Genomic DNA, 19,990 nt, shown 5'->3' with positions numbered 1-19,990 from the left:
TCACGGTTCAGGCCAGACAGTAAACGCTGGGACGGCGCCCGTCCACCGAATTAAGCGGGCGGGACCCCTGTCCGGGACACGCGGCTGACCTGCCCGGACGTTCGCGGACTGTCCGGGACTGCGGTGAACCATTGCCGGTACTCACGGCGGCTCGCAAAGCTCTGGTCCAGCCCCGACAGACCGCCGGAGCCACACGCTCACCAGTGCAGATCGGAGCACCCATGAACACCCGAACACGTCTCGCCCCCGTACTCCTCGCCGCCACCATCGTCGGCGGACTCGCGACCACGGCGACGGCGCCCGCCCAGGCGCAACCGGCCGCGGCCTCGTCCTACTACCTGAAGTTCAACAAGAGCACCAACACCAACTCCACGCTGTCGCTGATGAAGAGCGTCTCCGGGCCGGACAAGGTGATCAAGAAGTACCGCGCCGGCTCCGGCGTCTCCAGGGACGAGTGCGCCAGCCTGCGGGGCTGGCTGCCCACCAAGACCTACAAGATCAACAAGTGGTACAAGACACTCGACCGCGACAAGATCAAGGGGTACGCGTTCCACCTCAACAACGCCACGTGCAAGAACGGCCGGACGGTCAGGACCGACCTGTTCATCCACAGCGAGATGACGAAGAACGGCGGAGAGGACCGCCGCGACGAGCGCTGGCGCTGGGACGGCAACAGCGACTACAAGTCCGCCGGCTGCATCAAGCTGAAGCCCTCGGACATCAAGGACCTCTACAAGCGCGGCAAGGCCCTCGGGTTCCCGAAGAAGCTCGTGGTGACGAACTGACGCCCCACTCCGACCAACCGCCGCGGGCGGACGTGAACCCTCCACGTCCGCCCGCGACTTCGGTCACCTCACCGCACTACGACAGCAGCTCGACCTCCGCCACCGTCGCGGCCCCGCCCGTGAACACGAGCCGGTACTGCTTGTACGAGCCCGGCTTCGGCACCGTAAAGGCTCGCGTCTGCTTGTCCCAGCTGAAGGACTCGCCGGACCGCTGGTCCACCGTCTTCCAGGACGTGCCGTCCACCGACGCCTCAAGCTTCCAGGCCGTCGGGGCGGACGCCTTGTCGGCCGAAGTCAGCGTGTACTGAACCGCCTTCGTGCCCTCGGCGCCGACCGGCAGATCGACCGACTCCGCACTCGCACTCGTAGCCGACGAGTTGTCGAACAGCGCGCCAGAACCGGTGATGGCGTCCTTGCGCGGCGACGGCACCTTGTCGTCCTGCGTGATCGAGACGGGCGCCGCGTCCTTGCCGGTGCCCCAACTCGACGGCTTCGAGCCCATCGCGAACTCGATCGTGCCGCCCTTGGCGACGACCGAGTGCGGCAGCGACGTCTTGTTCCACGCCTTGCCGTTGACCTTGACGCCCTGCACGTAGATGTTCTGCGCGCTGTTCTTGGGCGCCTTGATGACGAGCTTCTTGCCGTGGTCCAGGTGCAGCGTCATCTTCGTGAACTGCGGGGAGCCGATGGCGTATTCGCCGCTGCCCATGACGAGCGGGTAGAAGCCCATCGAGGAGAAGAGGTACCAGGCCGACTGCTCGCCGTTGTCCTCGTCGCCGTGGTAGCCCTGGCCGATCTCGCTGCCGGTGTAGAGGCGGGAGAGGACCTCGCGGACCTTCTCCTGCGTCTTCCACGGCTGGCCCGCCGCGTCGTACATGTACGTGACGTGGTGCGCGACCTGGTTGGAGTGGCCGTACATGCCCATGCGGACATCACGCGCTTCCGTCATCTCGTGGATGACACCGCCGTACGAGCCCGCCACGTCCGCCGCGCCGGTCTCGGTGGTGTTGAAGTACGTGTCGAGCTTGTTCGCCAGGCCGTTCTTGCCTCCGTAGAGGTTCGCGAGGCCCTTGCTGTCCTGGACGGCCGTGAAGGCGTAGCCCCAGGCGTTGGTCTCCGTGTAGTCGTAGCCCCAGATCGCGGGGTTGAACTTGTCGGAGGCCACGCGCCAGTCGCCCTTGGCGGTCTTGCCCTGGAAGAAGCCGGTGCCCGCCGCCTTGTCGTCGAACATGTTGACGTAGTCGCGGGCGCGGTTGAGGAAGTACTCGGACTCCTCCTTGTACTGCTTCTTCCCGGTCTTCTTGTAGAGCGCCTGGCCCATCTGCGCGATGCCGTAGTCGTTGAGGTAGCCCTCAAGCGCCCAGGAGAGGCCCTCGTGCGTGTCGGTGCTGGTGTAGCCGAGGAAGGGCGAGGTCTCCATGCCCTTGCGGCCCACACCCGACTGCGGCGGCACCACGGTCGCGTTCTTCACGGCCGCCTTGTACGCGTCCTCGGCGTCGAAGTCGACACCCTTGACGTACGCGTCGGCGAACGCGACGTCCGACGACGTACCCGTCATCAGGTCCGCGTAGCCGGGCGAGGACCAGCGGGAGATCCAGCCGCCGTCCTTGTACTGCTGCACGAACCCGTCGACCAGCTCACCGGCCTTCTCCGGCGTGAGCAGCGAGTACGCGGGCCACGTCGTCCGGTAGGTGTCCCAGAAGCCGTTGTTGACGTACGGCTTGCCCTCGACGATCTTCGCGCCCGTGTGGGTCGGGGTGTCGGGGCCGGTCATCGCGGTGAACGGCGAGGCGTACAGGTACTTCTTGCCGACCTTCTCGAAGCCCGAGTTCGGGTACAGGTACAGGCGGTAGAGGGACGAGTAGAGCGAGGTGCGCTGGTCCTCCGTCGCGCCCTCCACCTCCACCTTGTTCATCAGCGTGTCCCACTGCGCACGCGCCGCGTTGCGCACCGAGGTGAAGGACTTCTTCTGCGGAAGCTCCTGCGCCAGGTTGTCCTTGGCCTGGTCGATGCTGATGAGCGAGGTCGCCAGGCGCAGCGTCACCGTGCGGTCCTTGCCCGCGTCGAAGGTGAAGTGGCCCTTCACGCCGGAGGACGCCGCGTCCTTGACGGGCTTGTCGAAGACGCCGTAGACGAACAGGCGGGTGGCGCCCGTCGACAGGCCCGACTTCACGTCCGAGTAGCCGGTGACGACCCCGTTGTCCTTGTCGAGGGTCAGACCGCCCTGCTCGGAGGCGTTGTCGAAGACGACGCTCGCGTCCTTGCCGGGGTAGCTGAAGCGCAGCGCGGCGGCGTGGTCGGTCGGCGCCATCTCCGCCTTGACGCCGTTCTCGAACGTGACGCCGTAGTAGTACGGCTTCGCCGTCTCGTTCTCGTGCTTGAAGGGGAGCGCGCGGCCGGTGCGGGACGTGTCCACCGTGGCGGCGGCCGACGGCATCATCTGGAACGTCTGGCGGTCACCCATCCACGGGCTCGGCTCGTGGCTCGCGGCCAGCGCCTCCATGGTCGGGAGGTTGTCGGCGTTGTTGTCCCGCGCGTAGTCGTACAGCCAGCTGAGCGAGCCGGCGTTGGTCACCGGCGTCCAGAAGTTGAAGCCGTGCGGGACGGCCGTCGCCGGGAAGGTGTTGCCCCGGGAGAAGCCGCCGCTGGAGTTCGTGCCGCGGGTCGTGGACGCGTAGTCGCTCAGATGCGCCTTGGGGCGGACCGGTTCGGCGCGCGCGACGCTGATGTCGTCGACCCAGCCGCGGAACTTCGCCGGGCCCTTCGGCGAGTCGTACGCGACCAGGATGCGGTCGATCGTCTTGCCCGCGGCGACCGAGCCGATGGAGGACTTCACCGCGTTCCACTGGTTCACGTAGAGCCGCTTGGCGGCGCCCTGGCCCTGCGGCGTCATGAGCCCGCCGTAGGAGTCGACCGCCTTGAGGCCGCTCAGGTAGGTGCCGTCGGTGAAGGCGAGGTCGACGGAGACGTTCGTGGCGTCGTAGTCGAGGTCCTTGTCCGCCATCTGCGGGAAGACCTTGTACGACAGCTCGGTGTCGCGCTGCACCGCCACGTCGACGTCGAAGACCTTGTTGTACGAGTACGCGCGCCCGTCGGCCTTGTGCGTACCGGCGTAGCGCAGCGCGCGCTTGCCGGTGAAGCCCGCGCCGGCCTTGGCGGTCGGGGAGCCGCTGGGGCCGCGGTCCACGAGCGAGAGCATGTCCTCGGGCGTGGGGGCCTGGTCGTCGCCGGTCGAGAGCTGGAGGTCGGCGAGCTGGGTGGCGTCGCCCGCACCGTTGTTCTTCGTGAACTCGATCCGGAAATGCGCGTACGCGGCCGGGTCGGCTATCGCGTACGTCTTCGTCTGGAACCGCTCGCCGAACGTCTCACCGGAGCGTGTGTCGAGGGTCGTCCACTCCTTGCCGTCGGCGGAGCCCTTGAGCGTCCAGTCCTTCGGGTCCCGCTCGGCGTGGTCGTTGGCGGAGGTCAGCGCGTACTTGGTGACCTTGGCCGGCTCGTCGAGGTCGTACTCGACCCAGGCGGTCGGCGTGAACGCCAGCCACTTGCTGGTCGACTCGCCGTCGACGAGGTTCTCCTTGGTCTCACCGCCGCCGGAGTTCTCGCCGCTGGCGCGGACCTCGGTGACATGGGCGTTGACATTGCCCGGGATGCCGCCGCTGTAGCCGCCGTCGACACCGCTGGAGCGCTTGGAGCCGTCCTTGGCGGTGTCGACCGTGTTCAGCCAGTCCGGGGCCGGCTGGCCGTCCTCGAAGGAGGAGCTGAACTCCTTGGCGGGACGGGGCTTGTGGGCCTGTGCGGCCGACGCGGCCCCCTGGCCGACCGCCGTCAGTACGAGCGTGGCCGCCCCCAGGGCCGCGGTCGCGGCGTATCTGTGTCTGGCCCGGCTGGACCGGATCGATCTGCCCTGCATGGATGTGCACCCTCCCGGCGCTGTCGACAACGTTGTCAGTTCGCTGCGCAACGTCCAGTAGGGAGCTAAGTGGCAAGCGGTGTCAAGGGTGTTGCGTGTGTCGTCGTATCAGGTGGGGCCAGGTAGGCCCAGGTGGGGCGGGTCATCGCGGCGGCCAGGCGGGGTGGGTGGTCACAGTCACCAGGCGGGGCGGGTGGTCGCGGGCGGCCAGGCGGGAGGGGTGGTCACAGCGGCCAGGCGGGACCGGTGGTCGCGGCGGCCGGGCGGGACGGGTCGTCACAGTCGCCAGGCGGGACCGGTGGTCACATTCGCCAGGCGGGACCGGTGGTCACAGCGGCCAGGCGGTGGGTGGTGGTCACAGCGGCCAGGCGGGACGGGTGGCGGTCACAGTCGCCAGGCGGGACCGGTGGTCACAGCGGCCAGGCGGGACGGGTGGCGGTCACAGTCGCCAGGCGGGACCGGTGGTCACAGCGGCCAGGCGGGACGGGTGGCGGTCACAGTCGCCAGGCGGGGCAGGTGGTCACACCCGGACCACCCAGAGCGTGTCGATCTGGTCCCAGCCCTCCGCGGCGAGCCGCTCCTGCACGCGCAGCCCCGGACAGGTCAGGACGCGCAGCCGCTGCGGCGGGGTGAGGCTGCGGGCTAGCGCGACGAGCGTTTCGAGGGCGCCGTTGGCCAGGTAGTTCACCTGGGTCAGGTCCACCGTGACCTCGTCGTGGGTGCGGCTGTGCTCGGCCACGGCGACCGCGAGGGACGCCTTGTGGGCGCCGACCACCTGGCCGAACAGACGGACGCCGGCCTGCTTGTGGAGGGGAGTGATGAGGAGGAGTTCGTCGACGAAGTAGTTGTTGCGCATGGCGAGTCCCAGTGGCAATGCGCCGTCCGGCGGGAGGCGGGAGCCCGGTGAAGGATGAGCACGGCGGCGCTTATGGAGCGGGAGCGAATTCCCCGCGAAGACAGCCGCTGGCGTAGGGGCATCCTCGGGCCCGAGTGATCGCCGGACGCGCGGCACCGCGCTCACGGCGACGCTCTGTCCACGGACTGACACGAAGCGTACGCCCATGGCGCCGCCCGCGAACAGCCCCGGCGGGGGCGCAACGGTTGCGCTTGGCATAGGCCGGGCGCACGGGACCGGGCGCGTGCCGGACCGGGAAGTGGCCGAAAGGCGCGCCCCGCTCCGGGTGTTCGTTCACATTCCGAACGCAGGGCACCGCACATCGCCCGACTCACGCGCTTTCGCGCCCCTCCTCCCCGCCTGGACGCGTTCACGGCTTCGGGCCGGGGGCGTACCGCTACATCCTTTGTAGGCAAGGGAGTTGAGAAGATCGACTTCTACCGGCCTGCGGCTTATTTCCGGGAGGTCTCAACTCGGAAAAGACCGACGCCCAAACCTGCATTCGATCTTGCCCAGCTCACAGAGAGTGGACTATACCTGTCGGCGTCCGCCCCGGCCGTTCACGGCTCGGTCCCGGAACTTTCCGCACCATCCAGCTCCAATTGCGTTCCCTCGGGACGGAGTATTTCCGGACGCGTTCGTTCCGGAGACGCTTTTACCGCCCCGGGGCCCGGGATTCGGTCCCGGCACGACACAGCACATCACCGCGGTGCCGGGGAGGATCCGGTTCACCGCCTGAGTCCTGGAGAAGGCGAGGACTTGAGCATGGGATCCACTTCCGACGCGAACAACACCGGTGCCGGCACCAACCGTCGCGATCTGATCAAGCGGTCCGCGGCGCTCGGCCTGATCGCCGTCCCGTCGATGGGCTTCCTCTCGGCGTGCGCGAGCGGCGACAGCGGCTCCGACGACAAGGTCGAGAAGGGTACGAAGTCCAAGGCCAACCCGCTGGCGGTCAACGAGAGCGCGGGTCTGTCCGTCGTCATCTTCGACGGCGGCTTCGGCACGAAGTACGCGACCGACGCCAACGCCGCCTACACGAAGGCGTTCCCGAAGGCCAAGGTCACCTTCCACTCGACCCAGAAGATCCAGTCCGAGCTGCAGCCCAAGTTCAACGGCGGCACCCCGCCGGACCTGATCGACAACTCCGGCGCCGAGCAGATGGACATGGGCGTCCTCGTCGGCAAGAAGCAGCTCGCCGACCTGACGCCGCTGCTCGACGCGCCCTCGGTCGACGACCCGAACAAGAAGGTCCGCGACACGCTGCGCCCGGGCATCGTCGAGATGGGCCAGTTCGACGGCGACCCGGTCTGGATCATGTACTACGCGTACACGGTCTACGGCGTCTGGTACTCCGAGACCAACCTGGCGAAGCTCGACGCGACGTACCCGGAGACCTGGGACGACATGCTCGCGCTGTGCGCCAAGGCGAAGAAGAAGGGCATCGCCGGCTGGACGTACGCGGGCAAGTACCCGTACTACCTGCCGTTCTCGCTCTACCCGTTCATCGCGAAGATCGGTGGTCGCGACGTCCTCGACGCGATCGACAACCTGGAGCCGAACGCCTGGAAGCACCCGGCCGTCAAGGCCGCCTTCGACGCGTACTACGAGCTGTACGCCAAGGGCTACATCCTCAAGGGCACGCCCGGCATCGACCACATCCAGTCGCAGACCGAGTGGGCCAAGGGCAAGGCGCTGTTCATCCCGAACGGTTCGTGGGTGGAGAACGAGTCGGCGAAGGTCATCCCCGCCGACTTCAAGCTCTCCGTCGGCGCCCCGTCCGGCCTCGACAAGAGCGACAAGATGCCCTTCGGTACCATCTGGGCCTCCGGCGGCGAGCCCTACATCGTGCCCGCCAAGGCGGCCAACGTCGAGGGCGGCATGGAGCAGCTGCGCATCATGCTCAGCGAGGCCTCGTCGAAGAACTTCACCAGCCAGGTCAAGTCGCTGTCGGCCTTCAACGGCGGCACCGACGGCATCGAGCTGACCCCCGGCCTCAAGTCCGGTGTGGCGGCCCTGGAGAAGGCCGGCGACAACGTCGTCAACCCGCGGATGCAGGACTGGTACGTCAAGCTCCAGAAGGAGCAGATCGGTGTCGCCGGTCTCGGCGAGATGATGGCGGGGCGCCTCACCCCGGCCGAGGCCATCAAGAAGATCCAGGGCTTCGCCGACGCGGCGGCCAAGGACCAGTCGATCAAGCACTACAAGCACCAGTAAGCGACAAGCGGAAGAGCGGCACGTGCGCACACGTCATCAACGGCGGCACCCGCACAGCGATCGGGGTCGGTAACCATGCAACACGGCAAGTACCGCTTCATAGTGGGTTTTTTGGTGGCCCCGCTGGCTTTGTACGCCATCTTCGTCATCTGGCCGTTCATCCAGTCGATCTACTACTCGTTCACCGACTGGACCGGTCTGAGCCCCGACTTCAAGATGGTCGGCTTCGACAACTACTCGCGCATGCTGCACGACGACATCTTCTGGAAATCGCTGCAGCACAGTGTGATGTTCGTTCTGCTGTTGCCGTTGGTGACGCTGAGCCTCGCGTTGTTCTTCTCGTTCATGCTCAACGTCGGCGGGCGGCGCCGTAAAGGCGCCGCCATCGCCGGAGTGCGCGGTTCCGGTTTCTACAAGATCGCGTACTTCTTCCCGCAGGTGCTCTCGATCGCCATCGTCGCCCTGCTGTTCCGCTTCATCTACAACCCCAACGGCGGCGCGCTGAACTCGGCGCTCAAAGCCGTCGGGCTCGGCGGTTTCCAGCCGGAATGGCTGGGCGACCCGACCTGGGCGCTGTGGGCCGTCATGGCGGTCCTCGTCTGGGGCACGACCGGCTTCTTCGTCGTCCTCTTCTCGGCGGGCATGGCCTCGATCCCCAAGGACTTCTACGAGGCGGCCCTGCTCGACGGCGCCAGCCGCGTCACCACGTTCTTCCGGATCACGCTGCCGCTGCTCTGGGACACCATCCAGTCCGGCTGGGTCTACATGGGCATCCTCGCCCTCGGCGCCGAGGCGTTCGCCGCGGTGCAGATCATGACGGTGGGCCCCGGCGGTCCCGACTACTCGACGACCGTCCTCCCGCTGTACGTCTACCAGTCGGCGTTCCGTGACGCGAACGCCGCCTACGCGACCACCATCGGTGTCGCCCTTCTCATCGTCACGCTGCTGTTCGCGGCGATCGTGATGCGTCTTGGCCGGCGCGAGCGGCTGGAGTACTGATGAAGACCACTGACACCCCGCCCCCCGTCGAGCCGCAGGGCGGGCCCGCCGGGCGCGTGCCGGGCCCGCGCGTGGCCAAGCACGACGCCGCGCCGGGTCCGGAGAGGGACGTCACCGGCACCACCCTGAACGTCTTCTCGCACGGCGTCCTGATCATCTGGGCGATCCTGGTGGTGCTGCCGCTGCTCTGGGCGGTCATGACGTCGTTCAAGGACGACAACTCGATCCTCAGCTCCCCATGGTCGCTGCCCGACAAGCTGCACTTCGAGAACTGGTCCCGGGCCTGGTCGCAGGCCCACATGAGCGACTACTTCGCCAACACCCTCATCGTGGTCGGCTGCTCGCTCGTCGGCACGCTGGTGCTCGGCTCGATGGCCGCCTACGTCCTCGCGCGCTTCGAGTTCCCCGGCAACCGGTTCATCTACTTCCTCTTCGTCGCGGGCATGAGCTTCCCGATCATGCTGGCCCTGGTGCCGCTGTTCTATGTGATGAACAACATGGCGCTGCTGAACACGCTGCCCGGACTGATCCTGGCGTACATCGCCTACTCGCTGCCGTTCACGGTGTTCTTCCTGACGTCGTTCTTCCGGACGCTGCCGACCTCGATCGCGGAGGCCGCCTTCGTCGACGGCGCCTCGCACACCCGGACCTTCTTCCAGATCATGCTGCCGATGGCCAAGCCCGGCCTGATCAGCGTGGGCATCTTCAACTTCCTCGGCCAGTGGAACCAGTACATGCTGCCGACGGTCCTGAACACGGACCCCGACAAGCGGGTCCTTGCCCAGGGCCTCGTCGAACTGGCCACCAGCCAGGGGTACAAGGGCGACTGGTCCGGGCTCTTCGCCGGTCTGGTCATGGCGATGCTCCCGGTGCTCGCCGCGTACATCATCTTCCAGCGGCAGGTCGTGCAGGGCCTGACGGCGGGGGCGCTGAAGTAGCACCGAGCGCGACCGCCCGTACGCGTACGGTCCGGCCCCGGGGGGACGCCCTCCGGGGCCGGACCCGTGCGCACGCCCGTTGGAACCGATTTCTGTCAAGGGCTTGACGGCAGATAGCACTTCAGCGGAGCTTGGAGTTCATAACTTGTACAAGGGTCGGTCACCCGTTGTGACGTCATGCGGTGTGATCCGGGCCAGGGGCAGAGGTGGAGAGAGTCAATGGAGACTCCGGGGTCGCAGTCGTCGCTGCACCGGGCCAATCTGGAGCGGGTCGTACGCGCCGTACGGCTCGCCGGTTCGCTCACGCAGGCGGAGATCGCGAGGACGACGGGTCTGTCCGCGGCCACGGTCTCCAACATCGTCCGGGAACTCAAGGACGGCGGGACCGTCGAGGTCACGCCCACCTCGGCCGGGGGGCGCCGGGCCCGCAGCGTCTCGCTCAGCGGTGACGCCGGCATCGTGATCGGCGTCGACTTCGGCCACACGCACCTGCGCGTGGCGATCGGCAACCTGGCCCACCAGGTGCTCGCCGAGGAGTCCGAGCCGCTCGACGTGGACGCCAGCGCCGCGCAGGGCTTCGACCGCGCCGAGGAGCTGGTGGAGCGGCTCGTCGCGGCGACCGGCGTGGACCGCGCCAAGGTGGCCGGGGTCGGGCTCGGCGTGCCGGGCCCCATCGACGTGGAGAGCGGCACGCTCGGCTCCACCTCGATCCTGCCGGGCTGGTCCGGGACGCGCCCCGCGGAGGAGCTGGGCCGCCGCCTGGGCGTCCCCGTGCACGTCGACAACGACGCCAACCTGGGCGCCCTCGGCGAGCTGGTCTGGGGCAGCGGGCGGGGCGTCAAGGACCTGGCCTACATCAAGGTCGCCAGCGGCGTCGGCGCCGGGCTCGTGATCGACGGGAAGATCTACCGGGGGCCCGGCGGCACCGCCGGCGAGATCGGGCACATCACCCTGGACGAGTCGGGCCCGGTCTGCCGCTGCGGCAACCGGGGCTGCCTGGAGACCTTCACCGCCGCCCGGTACGTCCTGCCGCTGCTCCAGTCGAGCCACGGCACCGATCTGACCCTGGAGGGCGTGGTCCGCCTCGCCCGCGACGGGGACCCGGGCTGCCGCCGCGTGATCGCGGACGTGGGCCGGCACATCGGCTCCGGGGTGGCGAACCTCTGCAACTTGCTCAACCCGAGCCGGGTCGTCCTCGGCGGTGATCTGGCCGAGGCCGGGGAGCTGGTCCTGGGGCCCATAAGGGAGTCCGTGGGGCGCTACGCGATCCCCAGCGCCGCCCGCCAACTCTCCGTCCTTCCCGGGGCGTTGGGCGGCCGTGCGGAGGTGCTCGGGGCGCTCGCCCTGGCCCTCAGCGAGATGGGCGATTCGACCCTTTTGGACGGCTCTGTTCCCGCAGTGGCACCTGCCTTCACTTAGAGAACGCATGACACCGTTGCCATCTCGTTAAGGATTTACTCCTTGACGCTGGGGTTGCGGCCGAGTTGACTTCCAGCCACCTCGGCCGCAACGTCGCGGCCTCGTCAGGGAGGTTTCTGAAGTGAACACGCGTATGCGTCGTGCCGCCGTTGCGTTCTGTGCCACTGCCATGGCCGTCTCGCTCGCCGCCTGTGGCTCCGCCAAGGAGTCCAAGGGCGACGACAGCGGCGACAAGGCCTCGACCGGCAAGAAGGGCGACGACATCACCGTCGGCCTGCTCCTGCCGGAGAACCAGACCGCGCGCTACGAGAAGTTCGACAAGCCGATCATTGAGAAGCAGATATCCGAGCTGACCAATGGCAAGGGCAAGCTCGAGTACCTCAACGCCAAGCAGGACGCGACCCTCCAGTCGCAGCAGATCGACACGATGATCACCAAGAAGGTCGACGTGCTGATCCTGGACGCGGTCGACTACAAGGCCGTCGCCAGCGGCGTCAAGAAGGCCAAGGACGCGAACATCCCCGTCGTCGCGTACGACCGCCTGGCCGAGGGCCCGATCTCCGCCTACACCTCGTTCGACAACGAGGAGGTCGGCAAGACCCAGGGCGAGGCGCTCCTGAAGGCCATGGGCTCCAAGGCCACCAAGAGCAGCAAGATCGTCATGATGAACGGCGCGGTCACCGACCCGAACGCCGCCCAGTTCAAGAAGGGCGCCCACTCCGTCCTCGACGGCAAGGTGACGATCGCCAAGGAGTACGACACCAAGGAGTGGAAGCCGGAGAACGCCAACGCCAACATGGAAGGCGCCATCTCCGCGGTCGGCAAGGACAAGATCGCCGGCGTCTACTCCGCGAACGACGGCATGGCGGGCGGCTCCATCACCGCCCTGAAGTCCGCGGGCCTCTCCAAGCTCCCGCCGGTCACCGGCCAGGACGCCGAGCTCGCCGGTGTGCAGCGCATCATCACCGGTGACCAGTACATGAGCGTCTTCAAGTCGTACCCGCAGGAGGCCGAGACCGTCGCCAAGATGGCCGTCTCGATCGCCAAGGACGGCAAGCTGGACAGCTCCATCGCCACCGGCACCGTCGACAGCGGCACCGAGAAGGGTGTCCCCGCGGTCATCGTCCCGGTCGTCTCGCTGACCCAGGACAACATCAAGGACACGGTCATCAAGGAGGGTTACTACACCCTCGACGAGATCTGCACCGCCAAGTACAAGGCGGCCTGCGAGAAGATCGGTCTGAAGTAAACCCCCTGTCCCGCACGGGACTTGCGCGCCCCTTCCGGTAGCGCTCCTGTGTGAGTACGTCCGGCGCCCCGCCGCAAACAGCCCCGCAAGCTCGACGGCGGGGCGCCGGACGGAAACACCCCCCTCAGTCTTCACTTCTGTTCAACCTCCCGCCGGGTCAGGCCTTTGGCGGCGAAGGAGATGGTTCACGTGTCCGCTACGCCCGTGCTGGCGTTGCGCGGGGTCTCCAAGCGATTCGGTGCCGTCCAGGCGCTCACCGACGTAGAGCTTGAGGTCCACGCCGGTGAGGTGGTCGCCCTGGTCGGCGACAACGGTGCCGGAAAGTCCACCCTGGTCAAGACGATCGCCGGGGTGCACCCGATCGACGAGGGCCGCATCGAGTGGGACGGCAAGGCCGTCGCGGTCAACAAGCCCCACGACGCCCAGAACCTGGGCATCGCGACCGTCTACCAGGACCTCGCGCTCTGCGACAACATCGATGTCGTCGGCAACCTGTTCCTGGGCCGCGAGATCAAGCGCCGCGGCGTCCTCGACGAGATCGAGATGGAGCGCCGCTCGCGCGAGCTCCTGGAGACCCTCTCGATCCGCATCCCGAGCGTGCGCATCCCGATCGCCTCCCTCTCCGGCGGTCAGCGCCAGGTGGTGGCCATCGCCCGCTCCATGCTCGGCGAGCCCAAGCTGGTCATCCTCGACGAGCCGACGGCCGCCCTGGGCGTCGAGCAGACCGCCCAGGTCCTCGACCTCGTCGAGCGCCTTCGCGAGCGCGGCCACGCGGTCATCCTCATCAGCCACAACATGGCCGATGTGAAGGCCGTCGCCGACAAGGTCGCCGTGCTGCGGCTCGGCCGCAACAACGGTGTGTTCGAGGTCAAGACGACCTCGCAGGAAGAGATCATCTCCGCCATCACCGGCGCCACGGACAACGCCGTGACCCGTCGTGCGGCGCGCAGCAACGCGGAGGCTCAGAAGTGAGCATCGACAAGACCACCAAGGTCACCAAGGCCCCTGTGGACGCCGCCCCCGCGGCGGCCGGCGCCACCGTGGCCGCCGTCGACCCCCGCCTCCTCGTGCGCGAGCAGGGCTTCGCGGGGTACGTCGGCGAGTTCAAGCGCAAGCTGCGCGGCGGTGACCTCGGCGCGATACCCGTCGTCATCGGCCTCATCGTCATCTGCGTCATCTTCCAGAGCCTGAACTCGGCGTTCCTGGGCGCGCAGAACCTGAACAACATCTTCGTCGCCATGGTCGCGACGGGCATGATGTCGGTCGGCATCATCTTCGTGCTGCTGCTCGGCGAGATCGACCTGTCGGTCGGCTCCGTCTCCGGTGTCTCCTCGGCGATCATGGCCGTGATGAGCGTCACCCACGGGGTCAACGAGTGGCTGGCCGTGCTCACCGCCCTCGCGGCCGGCGCCGTCATCGGAGCCATCCACGGCTTCTTCTTCGCCCGGATCGGCGCCCCCGCCTTCGCCGTGACGCTGGCGGGCCTGCTGTTCTGGAACGGCTTCATGCTCCAGGTGCTCGGCTCCAACGGCACGATCAACATCGACAGCGAAGGCGTCGTCGGCAACCTCACGAACTACTACTTCTCCGACGTCGCCGCCGCCTACGGCCTGGCCGTCGTCGCGGTCGCCGGGTACTTCGTGCCGACGTTCCTCTCCAACCGCCGCCGCGAGGCCGCGGGCATCCCGTCCCGGCCGCTCAGCGACATCGTGCTGCGCACGGTGCTGCTCGCCATCGCCGCGTTCGGCGTCGCGATCATCTTCAACCAGTACAAGGGCCTGCCCCTCGCGGTGCTGCTCTTCGCGATCGTCCTGGTCGGCTCCGACTTCGTGCTGCGCCGCACCTCCTACGGCCGAAAGGTCTTCGCGCTCGGCGGCAGCGTCGAGGCGTCGCGCCGTGCCGGTATCAACGTCACCGCGGTGCGGATCTCGGTCTTCGCCATCGCGGGCCTGTTCGCCTCGGTCGGCGGCCTCTTCTGGGCCTCCAAGATCGCGGCGGCCAACCAGAGCGCCGGCGCCGGTGACCTCCTGATGAACGTCATCGCCGCGGCCGTCATCGGCGGCACCAGCCTCTTCGGCGGCCGGGGCCGCACCTGGAACGCGCTGCTCGGTGTGCTCGTCATCACCTCGATCCAGTACGGCCTGGCCCTGCAGGGCATCGAGACCCCGATCCAGTACATGATCACCGGTGGTGTGCTCCTCGCCACGGTCGTCATCGACTCGATCAGCCGCAAGACCCAGAAGTCGGCCGGCCGCGCCTGACCGCTTCCGACCCGGTTCACCCGGTTCACCAGGGCTGACAGCGCCCGGCGTCAAGGACGACGCCGGGCGCTGTCCTGTGCGCCGGGGCGCCGGTCGGCGCAACGTGCGGCGGTGAACGCCCGGCCCGCCCGCCAGGATCGGGAGCGGAACATTAGACTCGACAAGCCCGGCAAACTCGAACAGCTCAACCAGCTACTCACAGCTCTATCGCAAGGAGGCACGGGTGCCGCTGCTGACCCGCATCACGGGACCGCGCGATCTGGACCGGCTCAGCCTGGAGCAGCTGGACCAGCTGGCAGGAGAGATCCGGACCTTCCTCGTCGACGCGGTTTCCAAGACCGGCGGCCACCTCGGCCCCAACCTCGGCGTCGTCGAGCTGACCATCGCCCTGCACCGCGTCTTCGAGTCCCCCAAGGACAAGGTGCTGTGGGACACCGGCCACCAGTCCTACGTGCACAAGCTGCTCACGGGGCGCCAGGACTTCTCCAAGCTGAAGATGAAGGGCGGCCTCTCCGGCTACCCCTCGCAGGCCGAGTCCGAGCACGACGTCATCGAGAACTCGCACGCCTCCACCGTCCTCGGCTGGGCCGACGGCATCGCCAAGGCCAACGAGGTTCTGGACAGGGACGACCACGTCGTCGCCGTCATCGGTGACGGAGCCCTCACCGGCGGCATGGCCTGGGAGGCGCTGAACAACATCGCCGCAGCCAAGGACCGCCCCCTCGTCATCGTGGTGAACGACAACGAGCGCTCCTACGCGCCCACCATCGGCGGCCTCGCCAACCACCTGGCGACCCTGCGCACCACCGACGGCTACGAGCGCTTCCTGGCCCGCGGCAAGGACCTCCTGGAGCGCACCCCGGTCGTCGGCCGCCCGCTCTACGAGACCCTGCACGGCGCCAAGAAGGGCCTCAAGGACTTCATCGCCCCGCAGGGCATGTTCGAGGACCTCGGCCTGAAGTACGTCGGCCCGATCGACGGCCACGACATCGAGGCCCTGGAGTCGGCGCTGACCCGCGCCAAGCGCTTCGGCGGCCCCGTCATCGTGCACTGCCTCACCGAGAAGGGCCGCGGCTACACGCCCGCCCTCCAGGACGAGGCGGACCGCTTCCACGGCATCGGCCCCATCCACCCCGACACCGGCCTGCCGGTCAAGGCGTCCGGCGCCGACTGGACCTCCGTCTTCGGCGACGAGATGGTCGAGCTGGGCGAGGAGCGCGAGGACATCGTCGCCATCACCGCGGCCATGCTCCAGCCGGTCGGCCTGAAGAAGTTCGCGGACAGGTTCCCCGACCGGGTCTACGACGTCGGCATCGCCGAGCAGCACGGCGCGACCAGCGCGGCGGGGCTCGCCGCCGGTGGCCTGCACCCCGTCTTCGCCGTCTACGCGACCTTCCTCAACCGCGCCTTCGACCAGCTCCTGATGGACGTGGCCCTGCACAAGTGCGGCGTCACCTTCGTCCTGGACCGGGCCGGTGTCACCGGCACCGACGGCGCCTCGCACAACGGCATGTGGGACATGTCGATCCTCCAGGTCGTCCCCGGCCTGCGCATCGCCGCGCCGCGCGACGCCGACCAGGTCCGCGCCCAGCTGCGGGAGGCCGTGCAGGTCTCCGACGCCCCGACCGTCGTGCGGTACTCCAAGGGCGCCGTCGGACCCGCCGTCGAGGCCGTCGGCACGGTGGGCGGCATGGACGTCCTGCGCGAGCCGGGCAGCGACCGGCCCGACGTGCTCCTCGTCTCCGTCGGCGCGCTCGCCCCGATGTGCCTGGAGATCGCCGGCCTCCTCGACAAGCAGGGCATCACGACGACCGTCGTCGACCCGCGCTGGGTCAAGCCCGTCGACGAGGCGATGGCTCCGCTCGCGGAGCGCCACCGGGTCGTCGTGACCGTCGAGGACAACTCGCGCGTCGGCGGGGTCGGCTCGGCGATCGCGCAGGCGCTGCGGGATGCGGGCGTCGACGTGCCGCTGCGGGACTTCGGGATTCCGCCGCGGTTCCTCGACCACGCCTCCCGCAAGGAGATCATGGCCGAGATCGGGCTCACCGCGCCTGATATCGCCCGGCAGGTCACGGGGCTGGTGGCGAAGCTCGACGGCCGCAACGAGCGCGACCACTCCGCGCAGGAGGAGATGGAACCGGCCAGGGACTGAGCCCCGTCAGGGGCGCGGGGAACTGCGCGACCAGCCACGACGACGGGTCAGCCGCGAACATTGGGCCGGATCACCCAAAGGGGGGTCCGGCCCGGCGCTCTTTCGCGTGAACGCGCAGGACTGATCAGCCGGTCGGCGGTTACTTGTCCGAATCATGTCGGAGACGACAGACGACGGAGGTAGCCGGTGAGCACCAACCCAGACGCGCCACGCGCACGCAGCGGGCTGTTCAGAACGAAGTCGATCGAGCAGTCCATCCAGGACACCGAGGAGCCCGAGCACAAGCTCAACAAATCGCTGTCCGCTCTTGACCTCACGGTCTTCGGTGTCGGCGTCGTCATCGGCGCGGGCATCTTCGTCACCACCGGCACCGTCGCCAAGGACTACGCGGGCCCCGCCGTCGCCCTCGCCTTCGTCGTCGCGGGCATCGTGTGCGCGCTCGCCGCGCTCTGCTACGCCGAGTTCGCCTCCACCGTCCCGGTGGCCGGATCCGCGTACACCTTCGCCTACGCCTCGCTCGGCGAGTTCGTCGCCTGGATCATCGGCTGGGACCTCGTCCTGGAGCTGGCGCTCGGCGCCGCCACCGTCGCCGTCGGCTGGGCGGGCTACGTGCAGTCGCTCCTGGACAGCTGGGGCATCCCGCTGCCCGCCTTCCTCGTCGGCCCCCAGGACGGCAAGTTCGGCTTCAACCTCGCCGCCGCGCTGCTCATCCTCGTGATGACCGGTGTCCTGGTCGCGGGCGTCAAGCTCTCCGCGCACGTCACGTCGTTGGTCGTCGCCGTCAAGGTCCTCGTCGTCCTGATCATCATCGCGGTCGGCAGCTTCCACATCGTCGGCGACAACTACAAGCCGTTCATCCCGCCGAAGGAGGAGGTCGCGGGCGGTTCCGGGCTCAGTGCGACGCTCCTCGAATCGATCTTCGGCTACACCCCGTCGGCCTTCGGCGTCATGGGCATCTTCACGGCCGCCGCGATCGTCTTCTTCGCGTACATCGGCTTCGACGTCGTCGCCACCGCCGCCGAGGAGACCGTCGACCCGGCCAAGGACGTGCCGCGCGGCATCATCGGCTCCCTCGCGATCTGCACGGCCCTGTACGTGGGCGTCTCGATCGTCGTCACCGGCATGCAGAAGTACAGCTCCCTCAGCGCGGACGCCCCGCTCGCCGACGCGTTCAAGGCGATCGACCAGCCCTTCTGGGCCGGGCTCATCAACTTCGGCGCGATCATCGGCCTCGTCACCGTCGTCATGATCCTGCTGCTCGGCCAGGGCCGCGTCTTCTTCGCCATGAGCCGCGACGGACTCCTGCCGATGGTGTTCAGCGACGTCCACCCCAAGTTCCGTACGCCGTACCGCTCGACGATCATCCTGGGCATCGCCTCCGCGCTGCTCGCCGGGTTCGTCTCCCTCGAAGAGCTGTCGAAGCTGGTCAACATCGGCACCCTCTTCGCCTTCGTCGTCGTCGCCCTCGGCGTGATCATCCTGCGCCGCACCCGCCCCGACCTGCCCCGCGCCTTCCGCGCACCCTGGGTGCCCGTCCTGCCCATCGCCTCGGTCGCCGCGTCCGTGTGGCTGATGCTCAACCTCTCCGTGGAGACCTGGCTGCGGTTCCTGGCCTGGATGGTGCTCGGCCTGATCCTCTACTTCGTGTACGGCCGCTCGCACAGCAAGCTGGGCGCCGGCACCCCGAAGTGACCTCCGACCCTCCCTCCACCGTGCTCACCGGGGCGCGGGCCTCGCCACCCTCCGTGGCCGGGGCCCGCGCCCCCGGTTCGTGGCGGCGGCTCGCCCCGCTGCTCGCCCTCCTCGCCTGCGCCACCCGCCTCCCGTCCTTCGCGCACCCGCTGTGGAACCCCGACGAGGGCTACCTGGCCGTCCAGGCCCGCCTCCTCGCCGACGGCGGCGCCCTCTACGAGACGGTCGTCGACCGCAAACCCCCGCTCGTGCCGTGGCTCTACGAGGCCGTGTTCGCGGTCTTCGGCTCCGGCTCGCTCACCTGGGTGCGGATCTGCGCGGTCGCGGCCCAGTTCACCACCGCCGTGCTGCTCGCGTCGATCGCCCGCCGCCGCTGGGGCGCCGCCGCCGGGCGCACGGCGGGCGTGCTGTACCTGCTGATCTCCGTCGGACTCAACCCGGAGGACGCGCAGGCGGCGACGTTCGAGGTGTTCATGCTGCCGTGCACGGCGGCGGCCGTGTGGTGCGCGGACCGGCGCCGCTGGGGCGCGGCCGGTACCGCCGTGGCCTGCGCCTTCCTGGCCAAGCAGACCGGGGGAGCGGTGCTCGTGCCGGTCGCCCTGATGCTGTGGAAGGCCGGGGCGCCGCGCGCGGGAGTGCTGCGCTGCGCGGCCGGGGCGGTGCTGCCGGTCCTCGCGGCCGCGCTGGTGACGAACCCGGCGGGCTTCCTGTTCTGGACGGTCACCGGCTCGGGCTCGTACGCGACGCTCACCGGCTCCGGGCTGCACGCGCTGGGCCGGGGCCTCGCGAACGCGGCGATCCTCGCGGTGGCCTGCGCCGGATTCCTGCCCGCGCTCGTCCGGGCCCGGACGAGCGCCCCCGACCTGTGGCTCTGGCTGGCCTCGTCCGGCGTGGCGGTGGTCTGCGGCCTCCACTTCTTCGGCCACTACTACCTGCAACTCACCCCCGCCCTGGCCCTGCTGGGGACGGCGGCCCTGCACACCCTGTCCCGCGAACGCCGCGCCAGGGCGCTGCTCACCTGCGCGTGCGCCTGCGTCCTGTTCCTGACGTGGGGCGCCCTGGCACCCCGCCCCGAACTGGCCCACGCCGAGGCGGTCGCCCGGGACGTACGCGCCCGCACGGCCCCGGACGCCCCGGTGCTCATCTGGGGCATACACCCGGAGACGTACTGGCTGGCCGGCCGCGCCCCCGCGAGCCGCTACCTGACGGCGGGCCTCCTGACGAACTACAGCGGCGGGCGGGACGGCACAGGGGTGGGCGAGGAGTACGCCGTGGAAGGCGCCTGGGCGACCTTCCGCCGCGAGTTCGCCTCCCGCCCCCCGGCGCTGGTCGTGGACGACGCGCGCGGCGCCCCGTACGCAGCCGAGGACCTGCGCTCCCTGCGCGGCCTCCTGGGCCCGTACGAGGTGGCCGCGGAGGTGGACGGGGCGGTCGTGTACGTGCGGCGCGGATGAAGGGCCTGAGGGGCTGTGG

At 68.8% G+C, this 19,990-nt stretch carries 13 protein-coding genes; 11 read left to right on the top strand and 2 right to left on the bottom strand.

Annotation, left to right across the window (positions count from 1 at the left end; translation table 11 throughout):
• Nucleotides 1–221: 221 nt before the first annotated feature.
• A complete protein-coding gene (locus C1N81_RS15150; RefSeq protein ID WP_394429357.1) occupies nt 222–785 on the top strand; it encodes a L,D-transpeptidase family protein in 564 nt (187 codons plus the stop codon).
• Between the two features lie 76 nt (nt 786–861).
• Here the strand turns inward: C1N81_RS15150 and C1N81_RS15145 are convergent, their stop codons facing one another.
• Together C1N81_RS15145 and C1N81_RS15140 are read right to left on the bottom strand one after the other, a co-directional pair.
• Complete coding sequence (locus C1N81_RS15145; RefSeq protein WP_394429356.1) at nt 862–4,695, bottom strand: GH92 family glycosyl hydrolase; 3,834 nt, start codon at nt 4,693–4,695, stop codon at nt 862–864.
• Between the two features lie 520 nt (nt 4,696–5,215).
• Nucleotides 5,216–5,551 carry a hypothetical protein gene (locus C1N81_RS15140; RefSeq protein WP_394429354.1) on the bottom strand — a complete coding sequence of 112 codons (336 nt, stop codon included), beginning with the start codon at nt 5,549–5,551 and terminating at the stop codon, nt 5,216–5,218.
• A gap of 804 nt (nt 5,552–6,355) precedes the next feature.
• Here C1N81_RS15140 and ngcE point away from each other — a divergent pair.
• From ngcE to C1N81_RS15090, 10 genes are all read left to right on the top strand, one after another.
• Complete coding sequence (ngcE, locus tag C1N81_RS15135) at nt 6,356–7,807, top strand: N-acetylglucosamine/diacetylchitobiose ABC transporter substrate-binding protein (protein ID WP_394429352.1); 1,452 nt, start codon at nt 6,356–6,358, stop codon at nt 7,805–7,807.
• Nucleotides 7,808–7,882: 75 nt separating this feature from the next.
• The gene (locus tag C1N81_RS15130; RefSeq protein WP_394429350.1) at nt 7,883–8,806 is read left to right on the top strand and encodes a carbohydrate ABC transporter permease; all 924 of its coding nucleotides are present in this window, start codon (nt 7,883–7,885) and stop codon (nt 8,804–8,806) included.
• Nucleotides 8,806–9,744: a carbohydrate ABC transporter permease gene (locus C1N81_RS15125; RefSeq protein WP_394429348.1), complete on the top strand. Its 939-nt coding sequence runs from the start codon at nt 8,806–8,808 to the stop codon at nt 9,742–9,744. Before C1N81_RS15130 ends, C1N81_RS15125 begins: the two co-directional genes overlap by 1 nt.
• Nucleotides 9,745–9,963: 219 nt before the next feature.
• On the top strand, nt 9,964–11,163 hold the full coding sequence (locus C1N81_RS15120) for an ROK family transcriptional regulator (RefSeq protein ID WP_394429346.1): 1,200 nt from the start codon (nt 9,964–9,966) through the stop codon (nt 11,161–11,163).
• 121 nt (nt 11,164–11,284) lie between these two features.
• Nucleotides 11,285–12,412: a sugar ABC transporter substrate-binding protein gene (locus tag C1N81_RS15115; RefSeq protein ID WP_394429344.1), complete on the top strand. Its 1,128-nt coding sequence runs from the start codon at nt 11,285–11,287 to the stop codon at nt 12,410–12,412.
• Between the two features lie 180 nt (nt 12,413–12,592).
• The gene (locus C1N81_RS15110) at nt 12,593–13,384 is read left to right on the top strand and encodes an ATP-binding cassette domain-containing protein (RefSeq protein WP_394429342.1); all 792 of its coding nucleotides are present in this window, start codon (nt 12,593–12,595) and stop codon (nt 13,382–13,384) included.
• On the top strand, nt 13,381–14,673 hold the full coding sequence (locus tag C1N81_RS15105) for a sugar ABC transporter permease (protein WP_394429340.1): 1,293 nt from the start codon (nt 13,381–13,383) through the stop codon (nt 14,671–14,673). Before C1N81_RS15110 ends, C1N81_RS15105 begins: the two co-directional genes overlap by 4 nt.
• Before the next feature lie 223 nt (nt 14,674–14,896).
• Nucleotides 14,897–16,825 (top strand): 1-deoxy-D-xylulose-5-phosphate synthase, encoded by a 1,929-nt coding sequence (gene dxs / locus C1N81_RS15100; protein ID WP_394429338.1) that lies wholly within the window; start codon nt 14,897–14,899, stop codon nt 16,823–16,825.
• Between the two features lie 186 nt (nt 16,826–17,011).
• Nucleotides 17,012–18,517, top strand: coding sequence for an amino acid permease (locus tag C1N81_RS15095; protein ID WP_394429337.1), 1,506 nt, complete (start codon nt 17,012–17,014; stop codon nt 18,515–18,517).
• Nucleotides 18,514–19,971, top strand: coding sequence for an ArnT family glycosyltransferase (locus tag C1N81_RS15090; protein ID WP_394429336.1), 1,458 nt, complete (start codon nt 18,514–18,516; stop codon nt 19,969–19,971). Before C1N81_RS15095 ends, C1N81_RS15090 begins: the two co-directional genes overlap by 4 nt.
• The last annotated feature ends 19 nt before the right edge of the window (nt 19,972–19,990 follow it).

The organism is Streptomyces sp. SGAir0957 (assembly GCF_043523415.1).
The sequence above is the reverse complement of the archived record's forward strand: the minus strand, read 5'-3'. Positions and strand labels throughout refer to the sequence as shown.

Coding starts and splice junctions, on each gene's coding strand:
- C1N81_RS15120 (WP_394429346.1), top strand. CDS start 9,964: ATGGAGACTCCGGGGTCGCAGTCGTCGCTGCACCGGGCCAATCTGGAG.
- C1N81_RS15145 (WP_394429356.1), bottom strand. CDS start 4,695: ATGCAGGGCAGATCGATCCGGTCCAGCCGGGCCAGACACAGATACGCC.
- C1N81_RS15125 (WP_394429348.1), top strand. CDS start 8,806: ATGAAGACCACTGACACCCCGCCCCCCGTCGAGCCGCAGGGCGGGCCC.
- ngcE (WP_394429352.1), top strand. CDS start 6,356: ATGGGATCCACTTCCGACGCGAACAACACCGGTGCCGGCACCAACCGT.
- C1N81_RS15130 (WP_394429350.1), top strand. CDS start 7,883: ATGCAACACGGCAAGTACCGCTTCATAGTGGGTTTTTTGGTGGCCCCG.
- C1N81_RS15140 (WP_394429354.1), bottom strand. CDS start 5,551: ATGCGCAACAACTACTTCGTCGACGAACTCCTCCTCATCACTCCCCTC.
- C1N81_RS15150 (WP_394429357.1), top strand. CDS start 222: ATGAACACCCGAACACGTCTCGCCCCCGTACTCCTCGCCGCCACCATC.
- C1N81_RS15110 (WP_394429342.1), top strand. CDS start 12,593: ATGGTTCACGTGTCCGCTACGCCCGTGCTGGCGTTGCGCGGGGTCTCC.